Origin of the sequence: Asticcacaulis solisilvae (assembly GCF_017875235.1) — a bacterium.
Taxonomy (GTDB): domain Bacteria; phylum Pseudomonadota; class Alphaproteobacteria; order Caulobacterales; family Caulobacteraceae; genus Asticcacaulis; species Asticcacaulis solisilvae_A.
On record NZ_JAGGMI010000021.1, the window covers coordinates 38117 to 58397 of the forward strand.

The window sequence follows — 20281 nt, forward strand, 5'->3', positions numbered from 1 at the left end:
GTCCTACTTCTCCGTATGCGTTTTCATCCAGTCGAACACCGTGGCGTGCCACTTCAGCGAGTTCTGCGGCTTGAGCACCCAGTGGTTCTCATCCGGGAAGCGCAGGAACTTCGACTCGATGCCCTGACGCTGCAAGGCGGTGAAGGTCGCGATACCCTGCCCCGGCACGACACGATAGTCCTTGTCGGAATGGATGACCAGCATCGGCTTCGACCATTTGTGTGCATAAAGCGCCGGATTGAAGGCATCCATCTTGGCCATGTTGCCATAGGGCACACCGCCGTTCTCGGTTTCCGAGAACCACAGCTCCTCGGTTTCCTCGGCCATGGTCCGGGTATCGAAAATGCCATCGTGATTGACCAGGCACTTCCATCCTTGCGTTCCTTGGGGCTCCTTCCAGTTGCCGGCGATCCAGTTGATCATATAGCCGCCATACGACGCCCCCAGCGCACAGGCACGGTCGCCATCGAGGAACTTGTAACTGGCCAGCGCGTGCGCCCAGCCCTTTTGCAGGTCTTCCAGCGGGCGATCACCCCAGTGCTGCGAGATCGAGTCGGTAAAGGCCTGGCCGTAGCCGGGGGAACCGTGGAAATCGATGAACACCACCGCATAGCCTTCGCCGGCGAAGACATTCGGGTTCCAGCGGTAGGACCAGGCGTCGCCGAACGACACCTGCGGACCACCGTGGACGATGAAAGCGACGGGATAGGTCTTACCCTCCTCAAAGTTGGCCGGCTTCATGACATAGCCGTGGACGGTCTCGTCGTTCCAGCCCTTGAAGCTGAACTGTTCGTACTGGCCGAAGGCGCGTTCATTGAGCACCGGATTGATGCCGGTCAGATTGCGCGCGCCCATGTCGATGAACATTGCCTTGGCATTGGCGAGATACAGCTGCGACGGTCCGGCCAGCCCGCTCTTGAGGTACACTATACCTTGCGGCGTTTCGGCGAAGGCGTCGATGTGGCCATCTTTCGACAGCGTCGTGACCTTGCCGCTCTTGACGTCGATGCGGAAGAGCTTGTGCGTGCCGATGTCGTCAGCATTGACCAGCAGGCTCTTGCCGTCCTTCGACCAGGCGATCTCATTGGCGCTATGGTCCCAGCCGGCGGCCAGGGGCGTCACCTTACCGGTCTTGACGTCGCGCAGGAAGATGTCGAAGCGGTCAGCTTCATTGGCCGGGCGCTTCATCGCCTTGTAGGCCAGGGTCTTCCCGTCGGGCGAGAGACGCGGCATCGCGTCCCAGGCTTCGTTGCCGTCGGTCAGGTTGGTCAGCGCACTGCCGCTCATCGGCGCCGAATAGACGTCGAAATTGGTCGACCATGGCTCGGTCTTGCCGGCTTCGCGCGCAGCAAAATAGACGGTCTTGGCGTCTGGGCTGATGGTATATTCGGCTTCGTCACCGAACGGCTTGGACGGCACGTCGCCATCATAGCCGTCGGTTAGCGAGACCGGTGCTGTCCCGTCGAAGCCGACGTAGAACAGGTGGTTGCGCGTACCATCGGCCCATTCGTCCCAATGGCGGACGAACAGCTTGTCATAGATGATGCCCGTCGACTTCTGCGCCTTGCGGTCGGCACTGGTCCTGACCGTACAGTCGATCTCATTGCCCTTGCATTCCGGGAAGACGGCCAGCGAGACGACGACGCCCTTGCCATCCGGCGACAACTGGTAGGAACCGACATCGAGCGGCAGCCTGGTGACCTGGGTGGCGGTCGCCCCGGTCAGGTCGGTCTTCCACAGTTGCATCGACCCGGACCGCGCCGACAGGAAATAGATCGTCTTGCCGTCGGCGCTGAACTTTGGCGAGGCCGCCCCGCCGTCGGAAGCGGCGAGCCTGATTTCGGCGGCCGCCGGCTGGGACAGGTCCTTCAGCCAGATCGAGGTGACGCCCTTATTCTTGTCGAGATCGGTGGTGCGCACCTGGAAGACGGCCAGGCGGCCTATGACGTCGACATTCAGGCCGCTGATACGGTCAAGGGACACCAGGTCCTTGTAGGTAAAAGGGGTCTTGGCCGTTTGCGCGCCGGCGGACAGCGCCAGCAGCGACGCCGAACCAATGAGTGCGGCGGCAAGGATGGATTTCAGGGTTCGGGAGAGCATGCGGCGGCCTGCGAATTAGTTACCAATGCGACTGTTAAAGCCGCCTTTCGCCGCCTTGTCGAGGCGGGGCGTCGCAAAAAGTAAATTTTGTCTCGCCTGAGCTCCTTATCACTTATTCCTCCCCACTTGTGGGGAGGGGGAACGCGAGCGGAGCGAGGGGTGGTGGGGGCCGCTTAGTTCCCAAAAGCGCGGAGGCTTTTAGTATCACGCCATCCGCAACCTCGTCGGCATTTGCGAAGACATCGGCAGCAGGAATACGATAAACTTCGATACCTTGACTTCCCAGCCGCGCATCTCGGACCGCATCACGCGCGTGCCCTTCACTAGTGCTATGGAAATAACCGTCCACTTCCACCGCCAGCCGCGCTTGAACGCAGTAGAAGTCCAGGATGTAGTTTCCAATCGCGCACTGCCGGCGGAAAATCGGCGCCCCATCGCCGCGCTGACGAATGCGATACCAGAGAAGCTTTTCCGGCTCCGTCATCGCCTTACGCAGTTTACGCGCCTGTTCGTATTTACGCCGCATGAGGTGCCCCCACCACCATTCGCTCCGCTCATGGTCCCCCCTCCCCACTCTCGTGGGGGAATAGGTTAAGCCAAGTCCTGCTGGGAGAGAATGGCTTTTAAATCCGCCATCGCTTCCTTGGTCTGTTTCGGCAGCTTGGCCTTGAACAGCGGTAGCAATAGCTTGCACAGTAGCGAATTGGGCACAAGCTCGACGCGATGGGTCAGACGGGTCCCCTGCCCTTGCGGCTCGAGATGGAAGTCGATGAAAGCCTGCATCATCTTGTCGTAATAGCGGTAGCTCAACTGACGATCGGGTTCGTAGGTCGAGATGACGCCGTCCATGATGCGGTGCTTACCGCCTTCGTAATAGGCATATCGCAACTTGTCGCCGGCCTTGTTCGGCCCCTGCCCCAGCTTGGCCACGCCTTCGCACCGTTTCAACCACGTCGGCACGCGCTTGAAATCGTCCAGAAAGGCGAAGACCTCATGCGGAGGCTGGGGTAAATCTATGTCGTGTTCGACGACAATGGGCATCCGGACAAGGCTCCTGGAGCATTTCACGGCGAAGTGCCGAAAAACGTTTGTGGCGGTTCGCCGTTGGAAGTGCGGCAAGATTCGGTGAATCTATGCCTCACCCTATCCGGCATCAAGACAATAATGCGACGTGAAAAAAGGCCATGCCGCGCCGGCATGGCCTCTGTAAGAAACCAATAGCGAACGGCCTATTCCGCAGCCGCGGGCTCCGGCAATTCGACCAGGAAGAAGAAGAACTGTTCGATGGTCGATATGGCGGCGCGAAAACTGTCGAGGTCAACCGGCTTGACGATATAGGCGCTGGCGTGCAGGGCATAGCTGCGCGCGATGTCCTGCTCGGCCGCGGAGCTCGACAGGATGATCACCGGAATATGGCGCAGGCGCGCATCGACCTTGATTTCACCAAGGACGTCGCGGCCGCTCATGCGCGGCAGGTTGAGGTCGAGCAGGATCAGGTCCGGCAAGGCCTGGGCTTCATCGCGCAGCCTTTCCAGCGCGGCTTCACCGCTTTCGGCGACCGACAGGCGGTTTTCGATCTGCGCCGACTGAAACGCCTTACGCGTCAGCAGCACGTCCCCGCGATTGTCCTCGACAAGCAGGATTTCCGCCGGGCGGTTGCGATGCATCAACAGACTGGACATAGGGCCTCTCTCCAGAGCGATATGCCGAAACGAAGCTCGGCGCAGCCAAAAGTGTATAGCGGTTTTCGGCGACATATCGCGGCAAGCAAAGCTTAGATCGAAATGATTTACAACATTTCGATCTAATTGATCGTCTGCGTCAATCCGACCGGCCGCGGAAGCGTAATGTGGAATTCGCTGCCGCCGGATTTGACTGAAGTGGCCCAGATCCGGCCGCCGTGGCTTTCGACGATCTTCTTGCAGACCGCCAGCCCCAGCCCGGTCCCCTTGATAGCCTCCCAGGTGTGCAGGCGACGGAACGGCTCGAAGACCTGCTCGATGAAGGCCGGCTCGATGCCGAGGCCATTGTCGCGAACAATGAAATGCCACCGTCCCGGCTCGGCCACCACTCCGATATGGATGACCGGCGTATTTCCCGGCTTTTGGTACTTGATGGCATTGCTGATCAGGTTCTGCAGCAGGCGCATGATCTGGACCGCATTGCCCTGGATGAAGGGCAGCGGGTCCGAAGTGACGATCGCCCCTGTATCGGCGATGAGCTGGCCGAGATTGGTTTTGACGTGGTCCAGTTCCACGGCCATGTCGACATCGACGATGGTCGCCCCTTCGCGGCCCAGGCGGGCATATTCGAGCAGGTCATGGACCATTTCGCGCATGCGCAGGGCGCTGTCGCCGACGATCCTGAGATACTCCTTGCCGTCCTCATCGAGCGAGTCCTCATAATCCTTGGCGATGATCTGGCTGAAGTTCAGCACCATGCGCAGGGGCTCCTGCATGTCGTGCGAGGCGACATAGGCGAAACGTTCCAGTTCGGTGTTGGATTCCGTCAGCCGCGCCAGCAGGCGTTCGCGCGCCTCTTCGGCCTGCTTGGCCTTGGTGATGTCGCGCACGATGCCGGAAAAGTGGCGTACGCCATCGACCGTAAAGGCGCTTATCGACAGGTCTAGCGGAAAGACCGAGCCGTCCTTGCGTCTGCCCTGCGCTTCGCGGCCCGCCGTCCCAATGATGCGGGCCTCGCCCGTGCTCATATAGTGCGCCAGATAGCCGTCGTGACCGCTGTGATAGGGCTCGGGCATCAGCATCTTGACGTTCTGGCCGATGACCTCTTCGGTTGTATAGCCGAAGATGGTTTCGCAGGCGCGGTTATAGCTCTCGACCTGCCCCCGCTCATTGATGGTGATGATGCCGTCCAGCACATTGTCGACGATCGCCTGCAACCGCACGCGGCCGCGTTCCTGGCTTTCGGCGTAGAGCTTTTCCAGCTTGGCATTGGCGGCCTGCAACTGCGCGTTCGTCTCGCGTAGCTGATCCGGCCCTGGGATCGCGAGCATCTTGGGCAGCAGCCGGATGGTCATGACCAGGGTCCCCAGCGATGCCATGGCCGTCAGGGCCTTGATCACCCCTTCGGTGTAGTAGGACGGGTGCCATAGCGTCCAGATGCTGACGATGTGAGTGGTTCCGCACAACAGGATGAAGGCGCCGAACAGCAGGAAGACCAGCGGGAACGGCAGGTCCGGCCGCCTGCGCACGAAATAGATCAACGCGATCGGAATGCAGAAATAGGCCAGCGCGATCAGAGAGTCGGAAATGACATGTAATAACAGTATGTCCGGCTGCCACAGGAAGCAGTAGCCATGCGGCATGAAGCTGGTGTGTTGCGCCATGTCGTGAGCGGCCGTCATTGCTCTACCCCTGGGTCTGACGAGTCGGCATGCCTACCATGAAAATGGACTTGCCACTATCATACTGTGCCAGACAACCGCAGGTACCAGAGGATGGGTTTTTCGTCACTGCGTGGAAGATGAATTTCATGTGATCTCTCCGCATGTTCGTTGGTAATTAAGGACTTGCGGGCCAACATAAAATCGGGAAAAAATACTGCGACGGAACCAAACCGCCCATGGCGGCAGTCCAAAAAAGACGGAGTAGTAATGACGAAGGTCATCGAAAGATCGCGCGCGGCTCAGGTTCTTTTGATCGAAGACAACCGTGGCGATGCCGTCCTGACCCGCCGCGCCTTCAAGCGCGCGACCCTGGCCAACGAAATCACAATCGCCGAAACCGGCGAAGCCGGGCTGAACATCCTGCGCCGCAAGGGCGAACACGAAGACGCCCCCCGCCCCGACATCATCCTGCTCGATCTGAACCTGCCACATATGCACGGCCAGGACTTCCTGAAGGAAGTGAAGTCGGACCCGGACCTGCGCCAAATTCCGGTGATCATCCTGTCGAGTTCCAGCGCCGATTCGGACGTGTCGATCTGCTACGACCGCCACGCCAACGGCTACATCACCAAGCCAGTCAGCAACGATACCTATGACGAGATCGTTAATAAGATCGAGCAGTACTGGTTCGGGCTGATGCAGTTGCCGCCGGACGGCAGGCCGGCGGCTTTAAACTAGCGCCTTACGGATCGTCAGGTTGAGGCGCAGCCGGCCCAGTTCGGGATGCAGGCCATCTTTCAGCGGCGCAATGCCGTGATAGGCCATACGCGCCGGCCCGCCCCATACCACGACATCGCCATGATTGAGCGCGATTCGCGCCTGCGGATCGCTGCGTTTCAAGCCACCGAACAAGAAGGTCGCCGAAAGCCCCAAGGACACCGAGACGATCGGTGCTGATCGATCGGCCTCGTCGCGGTCCTGATGCAATCCCATGCGCGCGCCGGGCTCATAACGGTTGATCAGGCAGGCATCGGGCTGGAAACCCTCGAATCCGGCGGCATCGGCCGCCCGCACGGCCAGATCATGGATCAGCGCGGGCATGTCCGGCCACGGCTGCCCCGTCAGCGGATCAGCCGGCGAATAGCGGTAGCCCCTGAGGTCGGTCACCCAGCCGGCGGCGCCGCAATTGGTCATGGCGACCGACATGGTGCCGCCGCCCGGCACCTGCATGGCGCGAAAAGGCGCGGCCTCGCCGATCCGTTCAACCTCCGCCAGGATTGCGCCCGCCTGTGACAAGGCAAAACCGCGTAAGATCGTCACCCCTTCGGGCAACGGCTCGGCAAACAGGGCCAGTTGCTCAGGCGGCATCGTGGAAGATAATCCCCAGGGCCCGACGCTTGCCCGACCGGATGCGGCTGACGCCATGGCGCATATTGACGCGATAATCGCCGTGCGATCCGCGTACCGGGCGGTGATGGACGGCGAAGATGACGGCATCGCCCTGTTGTAGCGGCACGACCTCGGCGCGCGACTGCATGCGCGGCCTCTGTTCGGTCAGGACGAACTGGCCGCCGGTGAAGTCCTCCTCTGGCTGCGACAGCAGAACCGCCACCTGCAACGGGAAGACGAGATCGCCATAAAGGTCCTGGTGCAGGCAATTATAGTCGCCGGGCCCGTAGTTGAGCATCAGCGGCGTCGGCCGCGCCTGGCCCGCCGCGTGGCATTGCGCCAGATAGTCGGCATGACTGGCCGGATAACGGATATCGATCCCCATCCGCGCATTCCAGCGGCCCGCGATTGCCGCCAGGGGCGGATAGAGGCCGGCGCGCAAGCTCGCCACCAGGGGCGGCAAAGGGTATGCGAAATACTTGTAGTCGCCGCTGCCAAAACCATGACGCGCCATATGGATGTGGCTGCGGAACGCGCCGGTCACATAGATATTGTTCAGGTCATGGCACTGGTCCGGATCGACCAGGCCGGGCAGAACGGCGCAACCGTGGGCATTGAGCTCCGTTTCCACCGCCAGCCAGTCGTGGTCCAGGTCATGGGTTTTGGGAATCATAGGCCGGCCTCGCGCTGCAGGAGGACGCGCTTGCGTTCGGCGCCCCAGCGATAGCCGCTTAAGGCGCCATCGGTCCGGACGATGCGATGGCATGGCACCAAGAGCGCCAGGGTGTTGGCTGCGCAGGCACCGGCGACTGCGCGCACCGCCTTCGGATCGCCGATACGCTCCGCCAACTCGGCATAGCTGAGGGTCTGGCCGGACGGAATACGCCGCAATGCCGCCCAAACCTTCTGCTGGAAGGCCGTACCGCGAATATCGAGCGGCAGATCGACGCCCTTTTCGGGATGGTCGACAAGCCCGACCACCTCGGCCACCCGGCGTTCGAAGGCTTCGTCGCCACCGATCAGCCGCGCCTTCGGAAAGCGATCCTGAAGCTCGCGCACCAGCGCATCGGGCTCGTCGCCCAGCGCCACCGAGCAGATGCCCTTGTCGCTTTCGGCGACCAGCATGGCGCCCAGGCGCGTATCCGCGACGGCGAAGCGGACCTCGGTGCCGTCGCCGCCATTCCTGAAGCGGGTGGGCGTCATGCCCAGGATGGCATTCGAAGCCTCATAGAAGCGGCCGTTCGAGTTGAAACCGGCGTCATAAAGCGCATCGGTTACCCGTCCCTTACCCGACAATTCCTCCCGGACCCGGCGGGTGCGATGCGCCTTGGCGTAGCCTTTGGGCGTCAGGCCGGTGACGGCCTTGAAGACGCGATGGAAGTGAAACGGGCTAAGCTTCGCGCGTCCGGCCAGTTGCTCGAGAGTCGGTTCGCTTTCCGCCGTTTCGATATGACGGCAGGCACTGGCAATCATCTCGGCCTGGGCATTGCCCAGCGGCTGTTCCGGTTTGCAGCGCAGGCAGGGGCGGAAGCCGCCCGCGCGCGCCTCTTCCGGCCCGGCATAGAAGCGAATATTTTCGGCCTTGGGAGGGCGGGCGCCGCACGATGGGCGGCAAAAAACTCCCGTTGTCACAACGGCATAGACGAATTGTCCGTCCGCGGAAGCGTCGCGGTCACGGACGGCCTGCATGCGCGTATCGGGAGCAATAGCGGTCATGGTCTCTAACATAGGATATTCTCCTTGATCTGACATCCCTCGGTGATCACAATCTACGCCTGGCGCGATGCGTGCGCGCTCCGCTCCTTGCGGTCGAATTCAGAATTTTGTCGCCATGCAAAGGTCCGATTCATATGGATTTTTTGCAGTGTCTTAACCTCCTTAAGCCTATGCGTTCGTTACGAACGCCAGTGAGAGGGCGATACACATTTCTAAGCCAAGGGTCAGATCGCGCCTGTACGCCGGGTCCGGAAAACTGGCCTGGTGCCTGATCGCGCCCATGACCCTGTCTGGCCTGTCCGCCACGGCCCAGGACGTGCCGCAAAGCACGCAACCGGCGCCGGGCGTCACAACCCCGTCCGCCGAGCCGCCAAGCGTCATGGTGCCCCTGCCCTTGCCGCCCGCGCTTGAAAAAAAAGACGAAGATAAAAAAGACGACAAGGATGTGTCCGCGCCCGAAGCGCCGGTGACGCCGCCACCGCCCGGCACGCCGACCATCACCCTGCCGTCACCGCCCGAAACCGAGCAGCCAATTCCACCGCCGGCCTCGCTGGATACCCCGATCGTCAGCGATGCCGATTTCGACGCTGCCCTGCCCGCGCTCGAAGCCGGCGAAGCGCCGGAGGGGACCGTTCAGGCCGAAGCGTCTGCTGCCCGGCAGCTGGCGCCGGTCGAAACGCCGGAGGACGCCGAATTGGCTGCGGCCCTGGCGCCGCTCGAAGGCTATGACGTCCAACCGGTCGAGATTGGCGCCGCCCCCGAGACGCCGCCCAGCATCGCCTATAAAACCCAGGTCACCGGCCTGAAGCCCATCGGCCAGGAGGACCGCTTCGAAGACCTGAGCGCGCTTAAGAACGGCAAGGGCAAGGCGGCCAATGCCGCCATGGTCCGCGCCCGCGCCAATGAAGACCAGACATTGGCCGTCCGGCTGATGAAGTCGGCCGGCTATTACGACGGCAAGGTCACGACCACCATCACCGCGCCAGCCACCGAAGGCGAACCGGTCGTCGCCACCCTGACCGCCCTGCCCGGCACGCCGTATGAGCTGGGGAACATTGCGATCGACGCCCAGCCGACCGTGCCGGAAACCCTGATCCGCGACGCCCTGCCGCTGAAGACAGGCGACGTCATCTCGGCCAATTCCGTGCTGGCGGCCGAGGCCAATGTCGGCGTCGTCCTGCCGCGCAACGGCTATCCCTTCGCCAAGGTGGGGGCGCGCGACATCGTGCTCGATCCGCAAACGCACGTGGGCGACTATACCTTGAAGGTCGATACCGGCAACCGCTCGCGCTTCGGCAAGGTGACGACCGACGGCGACCTGGCCTTCGACGCCAACCACATCGCCGTTCTGACGCGGTTCGACAAAGGCGATCTTTATGACAGCCGTATGGTCGATGACCTGCGCCAGGCCCTGGTCTCGACCAGCCTGTTCCGCACGGTGTCGGTCGAAAGCAAGGCGACCGGCGTCATCGATGCCGAAAACGTCGAAACGGTCGATCTCATTGTCCACCAGAACGCCGGACCGGCCCGCACCCTGTCGGCCGAGGTCGGCTTCGCCACCGGCCAGGGCGCGACCGCAGAAGGCACCTGGACCCACCGCAACTTCTTTCCGCCCGAAGGCGCGTTGATCGCCCACGGCGTCATCGGCACCCAGGAACAGGGTCTGGACCTGACCTATCGCCGTTCGAACTTCAAGCGGCGCGACCTGACCCTGGCGCTGGCGGTCAGCGCCGAACACCAGATCTATGACGCCTATCAAGCCTACACGACCGGTTTCACCGGCTCCCTGGCGCGCGTCTCGACGCCGATCTGGCAGAAGGAATGGACGTGGTCGATCGGCGCCGAACTCCTGGCCTCACGCGAAAAGGCGACTATCGCCAATACAATGCTGTCGGCCTTCGAGACCTACTATCTGGCCAATATCCCGGCGCGGCTGGGCTATGACCAGAGCGATGACCTGCTGAATCCGACCAAGGGCTATCGCCTCGCCATCCAGGGCGGACCGCAATTCTCGCTGTCGGGCACGGCTGCTTCAACCTTCCGAACCGTATTCGACGCCAGCTATTACAAGGCCTTCGGCGCCAGGATCGTCTTGGCGACGCGCGCCCGGCTCGGCGCCTTGATCGGCGGTGCGACGGCCGACATCGCGCCGTCGCGTCGACTCTATGCCGGCGGCGGGGGCTCGGTGCGCGGCTTCGCCTATCAAGGCCTGGGGCCACTGGATGCCACCGGCGACCCGACCGGCGGCCGCAGCCTGTTCGAAGCCTCCGCCGAGGTCCGCTACCGCTGGGGCGACTGGGGCGTGGTACCGTTCATCGATGTCGGCCAGGTTTATGACGCGCAGTTCCCGGACTTCTCCGACATGCGCGTCGGCATAGGCGTCGGCGCCCGTCTCTACTCCAATTTCGGCCCGATCCGCATCGACGTCGCCACGCCGATAGATCGTCGCGCCGACGAGCCGCAGTTCGCGCTTTATGTCGGCATCGGGCAGGCCTTCTGATGGACACCGACCCGACGCCGTCCGAAAAGCCCGCCAAGCCTGGCCTGCCCGAGCGTGCAAAGGCGAAGGCGCGCTCAACTGCTGCCGAGGTCAATCGCCGCATGCGCTGGCAGGACCTGCGCTGGGAGAAGGTCGGTCTTTACTGTGTGTCGATCGTCGCCGGCGCCCTTCTGCTGGTCATCGCGCTCGGCCTCAGCGTCAATACCGGCCCCGGCAAGCGCCTGCTGCTCGGCTTCGTCAATAAATTCACGCTCGAAAGCGGCCTTGGCGTCCGCATCGGCGCCATCGACGGATCGCTTTACGGCAATATGACCTTACGCGACGTCGAGGTTCGTGACGGTCGTGGCACCTTTGCCCGTTCGCCGCGCATCGCGATCGACTGGCACCCGCTGGCCTATATCAACCGCCACGTCGACATCAACGACATATCGAGCCCGCTCGTCGAAGTCCTGCGACGCCCCGAACTGCGCCCATCGACCAAGCCGCCGGAACCTGACAAACCGTTGCTGCCCGATCTCGACATCGATATCGACAGCCTGAAGGTCGATCGGATTAGGCTCTATCCCGGCGTCGCGGGCCCGGATGCGCGTATCGCCTCATTGTCCGGCGCGGCGCACCTGACCGACGGCCGCGCCCAGTTGACGGCCACCAGCCAGAGCGACCGCAACGACCGCTTCGAGGTCATTCTCGATTCGGTGCCGAAAGCCAACCGGCTCGACCTGACCGCGCATCTCAACGCGCCTGAAGACGGCGTCATTGCCGGCCTGGCCGGGCTGAAGTCGCCCCTGCGCGCCAATATCGCCGGCAAAGGCGAGTGGAAGGACTGGAAGGGCAAGCTCCTGGCCAGCTATGGCGAGGCCGAACTGGCCAATCTGGACCTTACGGCCCGCGGCGGCCGGTTCGGTGTTGCCGGCGTGACGCGTCCGGACCTGTTTCTAAGCGGGGAATCCGCCGCCATCCTCCAGCCCAATGTCCGAGTCGATCTCGATTCGACCCTGCGCAAGCGCAACCTGGATATGGATCTGGGCCTGACGTCCGAAGTCGCGACCGTCAAGGCGGCGGGACTGCTGAACCTGGAGGCCAGCCGCTTCGGCCGGCTGGAGGTACAGGTCCGCCTGCTCCGCCCCGAACGCCTCGACCGCAGCTTTACGGGCCAGGATCTGCGCGCCGACCTGACCCTGGAAGGGGCATTCGGCACACCGCGCATCGATTACGACATCGACGTCACGCGTTTCGGCCTCGGCAAGATATACCTGACCAACCTCCACGCCGAGGGCAAGAGCCGCATCGACCGCCACGGCAAGGTGACCGTGCCGCTCGACGTCTCCCTGGGCAGCCTGACCGGCATCGGCGCGGAGGTCGATCCGCTGCTGACCAATCTGCGCCTCGACGGCGATATCGATATCGAAGACGGCAACGCCGAAAGCGACAACCTGGTCCTCAAAAGCGATCGCCTGTCGGCGCGCGGATCGCTGCGCGCCGACCTGGCCGCCGGCACATTCCAGAGCGACCTGAAGGCGGGCCTCAAGAACTATCGCGTCGCCAACCTCGGCACGATCAATGTCGATACAGGGGCGCGCGTCGTCCGCAATGCCTCGGGCCTCAGCGTCACCGGTACCTTTACCGGCCAGTCGACCCGGTGGGAAAATGCGTCGGTCGCCAAGGTTCTGGGCGGTAATGCCCGGCTGAACGGGGGCTATGGTCTTGCGCCCAATGGCCAGGTGGCTTTGCGCAATGTCACCGGCAACGCCCCTGCCTTCCGCCTGCTGGCGCTTGGCGGCACCTTTGGGCCTGACGGGCGGCTGAACTTCAACGCCCGCGCCCAGTCAACGCAATATGGACCGCTGGATGCCGTCGTCACCGGCACGGTCAATGCCCCCCAGGCCGTAGTCAAGGCCGCCAAGCCTGGCCTCGGCATGCAGATCGAAAACGTCATCGCGACGCTCAACGCCACCGAGCAGGGCTATGCCATCAAGGCCAACGGCGACAGCGCCTATGGCCCCTTCGACGCCGACACGCTGATCATCATGAAGAACGGGCCACTGACGGTCGATGTCCGCAACGGCCACTTCGCCGGCGTGGCCATGCAAGGCCGCATCGTCCAGAGCCAGGCCGGGCCATTCACAGGGACTCTGGCGCTCGACGGATCGGGGCTCAACGGCACGGCCGCGCTTTACAACGCCCAAGGCGACCAGGGCGCCGCCATCCAGGCCGTCGGCAATAATGTCGCCTTGCCCGGCCAGACCGGCATCCAGATCGGCCGCGCCATTATCACGGCCAATGCCGTCTTGCGCAAGGAGATCGCCGTCGATGCCGACGTCCAGCTGGGCGAGATGACCTATGGCACCGCCATGCTGTCGACCGGTCGGGCCAAGGTGCTGCTACGCGGGCAGACCGGTACGATCCAGGCCATCGCCAAGGGCCAGAAGGAGGTGCCGCTCGAAATCGCGATTAACGGCGAAATCCGGCCCAATCTCTACACCATCGCCGCCAAGGGCAAGGCCAACAATATCGACTTCCGCCTGGCCAATCCGGCGCGCATCCGCCGCAATGGCGACGGATGGAGCCTCGATCCGACCACGCTCGTCACCCAGGACGGCCGCATGGATATTTCCGGCCACTTCAACGGCGGTTATCGTCTGCAGGCGCGGCTGAACCAACTGAACCTGGCCGCCGTCAACGCCTTCATGCCCGACGCCGGACTGACAGGCTCAGCAACCGGCGCGGTCGATTTCGTCCAGACAGGCAATGCCTATCCGACGGCGCGCGCCAACCTCAGGATCAACAACTTCTCGCGCGCCAGCGTCTACACGGTCTCGACGCCGGTAGATCTGGCCGTCGACGCCAGCCTGAACCCGAGCCTTACGCCAGCGGACAACTTCCTGCGTGCCCTGGTCCGGCGCGGCGGCGCGGTCGTCGGCCGCATCCAGATGAACCTGTCGCCGTCCCAATCCGGCGAAGGCTGGGTACGCCAAGTCACGACGGCCGGCATTTCCGGCGGCATCCGCTATAACGGCCCGGCTGAAGTCCTGTTCTCGCTGACCGGCCAGGCGCGCCAGCAGTTGAGTGGTCCGGTCGCCGTCGCCGCGGACTTTTCGGGGCAACTGAACGACCCGCGCCTCAACGGCGTCATCAAGGCCAACAGCCTGACCTACGACAATGAGACCTTTGGCACGCGCATCACCGCCATGAAGCTCGATGGCCGCTTCAGCAATGACCGGCTAGAGCTTACGACCTTTAGCGGCCGCGCCGGCAATGGCACCGTAACGGGCAATGGCTGGGTGTCGCTGGCTGCCAACGAGAAGTTTCCCTTGCAGGTTCATGTCGAGCTCAGGAACGCCCGGCTGGCGCGCTCGGACAATGTCGATTCGACCGTATCGGGGACGCTCGACTTCACCAACACCGCTGCCGACGGTCCCCTTATCAAGGGCGACCTGCGCCTGCCCGAAGTCCGCTACGTCTTCATCCGCCAGGGGGCAGCCGAGATCAACGAACTGTCGGGCGTCCGCCGCAAGGGCTATCGTCCCGCCCCCGCTCCGCCGCCGTCGAATCTCGATACCCTGTCCCTGTGGAAACTGGATGTGCGCGTCCGCGCCGACAACCAGGTCTTCATCTCCGGCATGGGCCTGGAGTCCGAATGGCGCATGAACCTGCACGTCGTCGGCACGACCCGCGATCCCCGTGTCGAAGGCGAGGTCAATAATGTGCGCGGCATCTATTCGTTCGCCGGCCGCGATTTCAATATCGACCAGGGCACGATCCGCTTCGATGGCGGCGCGCTGACCAATCCGGAAATCGACCTCAATGCCACCGCCGTCGTTGAGGACGTCACCGGCGTCATCAAGGTCACCGGCACGGCGACGCGCCCCGATGTGGCCTTTAGCTCGACACCCGCCCTGCCCCAGGACGAAATCCTGTCGCGTCTGCTGTTCGGCCAGAGCGTGACAGACCTATCGGCGACCGAAGCCCTGCAACTGGCATCAGCGGTCAACAACCTGCGCGGCGGCGGCAACGGCCTCAACCCGCTGGGGGCGATCCGCTCGGCGACGGGCGTCGACCGGCTGCGCATCATCGGCGCCGACGCTGCGACCGGGCGCGGCACCTCATTGGCGGCGGGCAAGTACCTGACCAACAGCGTCTATGTCGAGGTCGTCACCGACACCAAGGGCTTTGCGGCGACACAGATCGAAATCGCCCTGTCGCGCGCGCTTAGCGTCCTGTCGCAGGCCGGCAATACCGGCACGGCGGTGAGCGTTAAGTATTCGAAAGACTATTAAGTCAGGCGCTCCAGGATCGACACGTAAGACGCCACCGCTCCGCCGCCCATATTGAAGACCATGCCAAGCGTTGGATCGGGCAACTGCATGTCGGCGGCCTCACCGGTCAGTTGCCGGGCGGCGATAACGTGTATCGAAACGCCTGTAGCACCAACCGGATGGCCCTTGGCCTTCAGCCCGCCCGACATATTGATCGGCAGTTTGCCATTACGCCCTGTGCCGCCGTCGATGACAAGTTCCCGCCCTCTGCCCGGTGCGGCGAGCCCCATGGCTTCGACCGACAGCAATTCAGCGATGGTGAAACAGTCATGGACCTCGGCGAAGGAGATATCGTTCACGGTTACACCCGCTTGCGCATAGGCGGCCTGAAACGCCCGGCGCGGCCCTTCGAATGCCGTCAGGTCCTTTTGCGACAGAGGCAGGACATCATTGACCTGTTGCGCGGCGCGGAAACCGACGGCACGGCGGAACTCACCGGCCATATCAGCGCGCACCAGCACCAATGCCGCCGCCCCGTCTGACACCAGCGAACAGTCAGTCTTTTTCAAAGGCGCGGCGATGATCGGGTTCTTGTCGGACGCATGAAGACAGAAGTCGAGTTCCAGCGGTTTGCGCAACTGCGCCAGCGGGTTGTGGACGGCGGCGGCGTGATTCTTGGCAGCGATGTGCGCCATGGCCTCGACCGGATCGCCCCACTTCTCCGCATAGGCCTTGGCGAACTCGGCGAAAATCATCGGAAACGACGATCCCGCCTCTTCCTTCTGATAGCTGGCGGCGCCCAGTGCGCGGGTCACGGCGGCGCCATCGACGGCGGTCATTTTCTCGGCGCCGACAACCAGGGCTGTCCGGACACGGCCTGACGCGATGGCGTCCATGGCGGCATAAAGCGCGGCCGATCCCGAAGCGCAGGCGTTTTCGACGCGCGTCGCCGGCTTCCAGCGCAGGCCTTCGTCGGCGCCCAGAATCATCGACGACGCAAAGCCGTCCGGGACCATGCCGGCGTTGAAATTGCCGAGCCAGACCGCGTCGATGTCCGCGCCCGTCAAACCGGCATCGTTAAGCGCTTCGCGCGAAGCAGCCTGGATCAGGTCTTCGAGCGACTGGCCGTCCAGCTTGCCGAACGGCGTGTGCCCCCAGCCAACGATTGCGGATGTCATGGGCGGTCCTCCTGTTTTTCTAGATTTTAGTATCAATTGAAACCGCGTCAACCGTCAGGCGCGCGCCGAGACGAGACAGCGTTCGACCATGCGCAGGTAACCATCGCCAAACAGGCGCACATGCACCAATGCCGGCCACAGGCTGTAGACCGCCTGACGCTGCGAGTCCGGCTGCGCGCCGTAAGCCGCGTAAAAGTCCGCCGACGGGTGGCCGAACAGGGCTAGCATAGCAAGATCGACCGCACCGTCGCCATAGTAACAGGCCGGGTCGACCAGGGTGACGCTACCCGGCCCCGCCAGCACATTGCCGGGCCACAGATCGCCATGTAGCAAAGCGGTCGCTGTCTTCGGCACGCGGTCGTCCAACGCTCCGGCCAGCGCTTCAATCCGCCGCGCCATGTCCAAGGGCAGATAAGGCAGGAACGGCAACAGCCGGTTTTCCGCCCAGAATTGCGGCCACGAATCGCACCAGCCGTTCAGGATCGTCACCGGCCCGAAGGCATAGTCGCTATGCCAACCGGCCATTGGCCCTTGCGCCGAGTGCAGTTGCCGCACCGCTTCGCCCAGGCGCCGCCACGACAGAACGCCACCAGTGTCCGCGACACTCATCACCAGGATGGTTTCGTCCGAAGCCAGCACCCTTGGCACTGGCGCGCCCGTCTGCGCCATCGTCCGCAACATGTCCGCTTCGACGCCCCCGGGGCTCGACTTGACCACGGCGCGGCGGCCATCGTCCAACCGGATGGCGAGCACAACCGACAGATCTCCCCCATTCAGCACGTCCCAGTTTGCGAGCGCTCCGTTCAGAAGCTGGGCTGCTGCTTTCGCAACTTGCTGATTAGATTGGAGCATAAAGTGTGTTTTCCCGGATGGACCGCTAATGCAACCTGACAATTTGTCCAACGATGACATTTCCACTTGAACGTTTGCTTGTAATCGTTTACAAGATTCGTGACTGCGGCAGGGATGCCCGTCAGTCTTCGCGCAGTCCCTATTCCCGGCGGGATGAGCGCGTTTCTGTTTCCTAGCAGAACAGGGCCCCGCCTTCCCCCAAGGCGGGGCCTTTTCTATGCGGCCAGGCGTTTCTCATTGACCAGCAGCAACAGGTCAGCCGCCGCGCGTGCATCGGCCATGGCGCGGTGATGATTGTCGAGCCGGATATTGTACTGCCGGCACAGATTGGCCAGCCCATACGACTCATGACCCGGATAGTGTTTGCGCATCGAGGCGCAGGTACACAGTTTCGGAAAGCGGAAACGGATACCGGCGCGGGTGAACTCACTGTTGATAAAGCCGTAGTCGAAATTGACATTGTGGGCGACGAAGATAGCGCCGTCGAGAAACGCCGCGAAATCCTCCGCCACCTCGGAAAACAGCGGCGCATCCATCACCATGGTGTTGGAAATCCCCGTCAATTCAGTAATGAAGGATGGGATATGGCGCTGCGGATTGATCAGCGACTGCCATTCGCCAACCACCTCGCCGCCGCGAATCTTGACGGCGCCAATCTCGGTCACACGGTCATTGGGCGGACGGCCACCGGTCGTTTCGACGTCGACCACGACATAGGTCTGGTTCGGGTCAACGCGGTATTTGACCTTGCAAATATCGGCTTCGAAGCCCAGCGACTTCAGCAGGTTCAGCCGAGCCAGCTGGTTGCGGCGGACCTGGTCGCCCTCGGCCTTGATCTCGATAAAGCGGATCTGGCCATCGCGCGTCAGCATCAGGTCTGGGAAACCGTCACGTAAGCCGTAGAAGTCTTGGGTCAGGCGCTCCAGCACCCCGCGCACCGCCTGCGGCGGCGCGGCCATCAGCAACTGCGTCATAAGGACACCCAATGTGTCGTGCCACCAGACAATACCATTGTCGTCGCCGGCGTGGTTGAGCGTCGTTTCGCGCACGATGTCGAGTGCCCGCCCCTCTTCGATTGCCTTCAGTTTGACGGCGATCGTGCCGGCGTGGGTATGATGGAAGGTCCGGTCTTTCAGCGATTGCGGCACCAGGTCGAACCCGCTCGACAGGCTGCCCGGTCCTTCGAACAGCTCGTCCCAGAAAATCAAGCCGAACAAGGCCGGCCACAGGCCGTTTTCGGTGTGATGCGCAGCCCAGCCCTGCTCGGTAAAATACCCGATCGCCGCCTCTTCGGCATAGCCGCGATAGAGCTCATCGACCTCGATCGTCTCGGCCGAACGCAACAGTTCGGTAAAGACGCCGGTGCGCGACTGGCCGAACTTACGACGGAAAAAGTCGTCGGCGAAGATGTATTCCTCGTCGTGCGACGGCGCCGCCAACATAGTCTCCAGCATGGCGCGAACACGCTCGACGTGCCCGCCAGCATGCAGCAGGCGCACGACGCGCTCGCGGCTGTCGAAGTGGGTCGAGCGTTCATAAAGCGCCACGGCCGTGTCGAGGTCCTTCGCCTTTTCGAACACCTGCCCCAGTTGAAACAGCAACTGGTCACGCAGGCGCAGGACAAAATCGTTGTCGGCCGGCGGGAAGCTGTCGATGTGGAGAGCGACCTGGCGGGGATCGGCATCGCCCGACTTAAGTTTGCGCAGCGCCGTCGTGTAGACAAAGCCCGCCCGCGCCTCCTCCAAGCTGTGGAAACGCGCCTGATAACTGTCCTGGGTTTTAACCGAGACAACGCCAAGATCGCGCAGCGTAAAGCTCTGAAGATTATCGTTCAGCTTGCCGAAATAGAGGTAGAGCAGGAAGCCAAGCGTCTCCTTGTGCCCCGGCACCATGCGTTCGGAGACATCGTAATCGGCGGCAAAATCGTCGAAGGCCAGCTCGGTATGGATATGCGCCACCAGGTCGGGCTTGGACCAACTGCTCTTGATCTTGAGGCCGTGGCGGCGGCCGATATCGATCACATCGGACTTGCCCAGGGTGTCGAGGCAGCCGCGAAAATCGCACGCTTCCAGCCGGCGGGCAAAGCCGGTTTCCAGCAGTTCCGCCAGACCATCGGCGACATCGTCGATTTCGCTATAGTCCAGGTCGCGCGGACTGAAGACCGCCTTCTTGCGGTTGCTCATGCGGATATAGAGGCACTGAGCGGGGATGCTCAAAGCCATGAAGGCATCGATGAAGTCGCGCTCGGCCTCGCCCAGCATCTCGCCATACACCGATGTCACAAAGCCTGTCATTTCAAGGAAATGATCGCGATAGTACGTCGGCGGGAGGATTGGAAAACTACGGCTCATGCCATTCGTTCTATATTCGTTCCAGCCTCGAATTGCAATGCCGGAGCATGAGGATCACAGCAGATTTTACCCACATGTCACGTGTGGATGCGTCTTTGGGGAACCACGGAGAGGCACTGAAAGGCGCTTGCGCGCCGACACGGAAAGACACGGAATTCGCGCTTGAACGGCTGCGACTAAGCGCGTGACAGCTACCAAAGGGAATCCACAGATGCACACAGATCGCTGCTTCGCAGCGCACAGATGATCCGAGCAGATGGATACCGTGTGGTCTAACAATGAAACTCCCGACGGCGCAAAGTGCCGTCATTAGGCAAAATTATTTAGAGCTAAAACTCGACAACTTGCCCGGATCATCTGTGTGAGATGCGCGTAGCGCATCCATCTGTGTGCTTCTGTGGATTCCCTTCACGATCGCGGCCCAACCCGCGACCATAACCACATGCGCTCGAATTCCGTGCCTTTCCGACTTGCCTCGCAAAGCGAGGCCCAGACTGCTGACAAACCCCGTCTTTTTGGCGGGGTTTGTTTTTTGTCCGTTACTTGGGTTTGGGTATTTTTGGATGCCGGAGTTATGCGGCCGTGAGGGTGGG

15 protein-coding genes are annotated in these 20281 nt (G+C 62.5%); 3 read left to right on the forward strand and 12 right to left on the reverse strand.

Features of this window, described 5'->3' with window-relative positions:
* Positions 1-3 precede the first annotated feature (3 nt).
* The 5 genes from J2X24_RS21495 to J2X24_RS21515 form a co-directional block, all read right to left on the reverse strand.
* Positions 4-2100, reverse strand: a complete 2097-nt coding sequence (locus tag J2X24_RS21495; RefSeq protein ID WP_209726019.1) for a dipeptidyl-peptidase 5 — start codon at positions 2098-2100, stop codon at positions 4-6.
* A 112-nt stretch (positions 2101-2212) separates the two neighbouring features.
* Positions 2213-2626, reverse strand: a complete 414-nt coding sequence (locus J2X24_RS21500; RefSeq protein WP_209726021.1) for an endonuclease domain-containing protein — start codon at positions 2624-2626, stop codon at positions 2213-2215.
* A gap of 65 nt (positions 2627-2691) precedes the next feature.
* On the reverse strand, positions 2692-3141 hold the full coding sequence (locus tag J2X24_RS21505; protein ID WP_209726023.1) for an SRPBCC family protein: 450 nt from the start codon (positions 3139-3141) through the stop codon (positions 2692-2694).
* Positions 3142-3329: 188 nt separating this feature from the next.
* Positions 3330-3782 carry a response regulator gene (locus tag J2X24_RS21510; RefSeq protein WP_209726025.1) on the reverse strand — a complete coding sequence of 151 codons (453 nt, stop codon included), beginning with the start codon at positions 3780-3782 and terminating at the stop codon, positions 3330-3332.
* Positions 3783-3904: 122 nt separating this feature from the next.
* On the reverse strand, positions 3905-5464 hold the full coding sequence (locus J2X24_RS21515) for a sensor histidine kinase (protein ID WP_209726027.1): 1560 nt from the start codon (positions 5462-5464) through the stop codon (positions 3905-3907).
* A 249-nt stretch (positions 5465-5713) separates the two neighbouring features.
* Here J2X24_RS21515 and J2X24_RS21520 point away from each other — a divergent pair, with 249 nt between their 5' ends.
* On the forward strand, positions 5714-6184 hold the full coding sequence (locus J2X24_RS21520) for a response regulator (protein WP_209726029.1): 471 nt from the start codon (positions 5714-5716) through the stop codon (positions 6182-6184).
* On the opposite strand, the gene alkB is transcribed toward J2X24_RS21520, so the two are convergent.
* The 3 genes from alkB to ada are packed head-to-tail and all read right to left on the reverse strand — an operon-like array spanning position 6176 to position 8563.
* Positions 6176-6814, reverse strand: a complete 639-nt coding sequence (gene alkB, locus J2X24_RS21525; RefSeq protein WP_245345024.1) for a DNA oxidative demethylase AlkB — start codon at positions 6812-6814, stop codon at positions 6176-6178. The two genes, J2X24_RS21520 and alkB, sit on opposite strands and share 9 nt — an antisense overlap.
* Positions 6804-7508 carry a 2OG-Fe(II) oxygenase gene (locus tag J2X24_RS21530; protein WP_209726031.1) on the reverse strand — a complete coding sequence of 235 codons (705 nt, stop codon included), beginning with the start codon at positions 7506-7508 and terminating at the stop codon, positions 6804-6806. The genes alkB and J2X24_RS21530 overlap by 11 nt, the downstream gene beginning before the upstream one ends.
* The gene (ada, locus tag J2X24_RS21535; protein WP_209726033.1) at positions 7505-8563 is read right to left on the reverse strand and encodes a bifunctional DNA-binding transcriptional regulator/O6-methylguanine-DNA methyltransferase Ada; all 1059 of its coding nucleotides are present in this window, start codon (positions 8561-8563) and stop codon (positions 7505-7507) included. The genes J2X24_RS21530 and ada overlap by 4 nt, the downstream gene beginning before the upstream one ends.
* A 268-nt stretch (positions 8564-8831) precedes the next feature.
* Between ada and J2X24_RS21540 the strand changes: the two genes are divergently transcribed.
* On the forward strand, positions 8832-11051 hold the full coding sequence (locus J2X24_RS21540; protein WP_209726035.1) for an autotransporter assembly complex protein TamA: 2220 nt from the start codon (positions 8832-8834) through the stop codon (positions 11049-11051).
* Positions 11051-15328, forward strand: coding sequence for a translocation/assembly module TamB domain-containing protein (locus J2X24_RS21545; protein WP_209726037.1), 4278 nt, complete (start codon positions 11051-11053; stop codon positions 15326-15328). Before J2X24_RS21540 ends, J2X24_RS21545 begins: the two co-directional genes overlap by 1 nt.
* Here the strand turns inward: J2X24_RS21545 and J2X24_RS21550 are convergent.
* From J2X24_RS21550 to J2X24_RS21565, 4 genes are all read right to left on the reverse strand, one after another.
* Complete coding sequence (locus tag J2X24_RS21550) at positions 15325-16485, reverse strand: acetyl-CoA acetyltransferase (protein WP_209726039.1); 1161 nt, start codon at positions 16483-16485, stop codon at positions 15325-15327. The genes J2X24_RS21545 and J2X24_RS21550 overlap by 4 nt on opposite strands.
* Before the next feature lie 54 nt (positions 16486-16539).
* Complete coding sequence (locus J2X24_RS21555; RefSeq protein WP_209726040.1) at positions 16540-17337, reverse strand: fructosamine kinase family protein; 798 nt, start codon at positions 17335-17337, stop codon at positions 16540-16542.
* A gap of 215 nt (positions 17338-17552) precedes the next feature.
* Positions 17553-19688, reverse strand: a complete 2136-nt coding sequence (locus J2X24_RS21560) for an exonuclease domain-containing protein (protein WP_209726041.1) — start codon at positions 19686-19688, stop codon at positions 17553-17555.
* A gap of 319 nt (positions 19689-20007) precedes the next feature.
* The coding region (locus tag J2X24_RS21565; protein ID WP_209726043.1) for a hypothetical protein at positions 20008-20281 on the reverse strand (274 nt) is incomplete at its 5' end.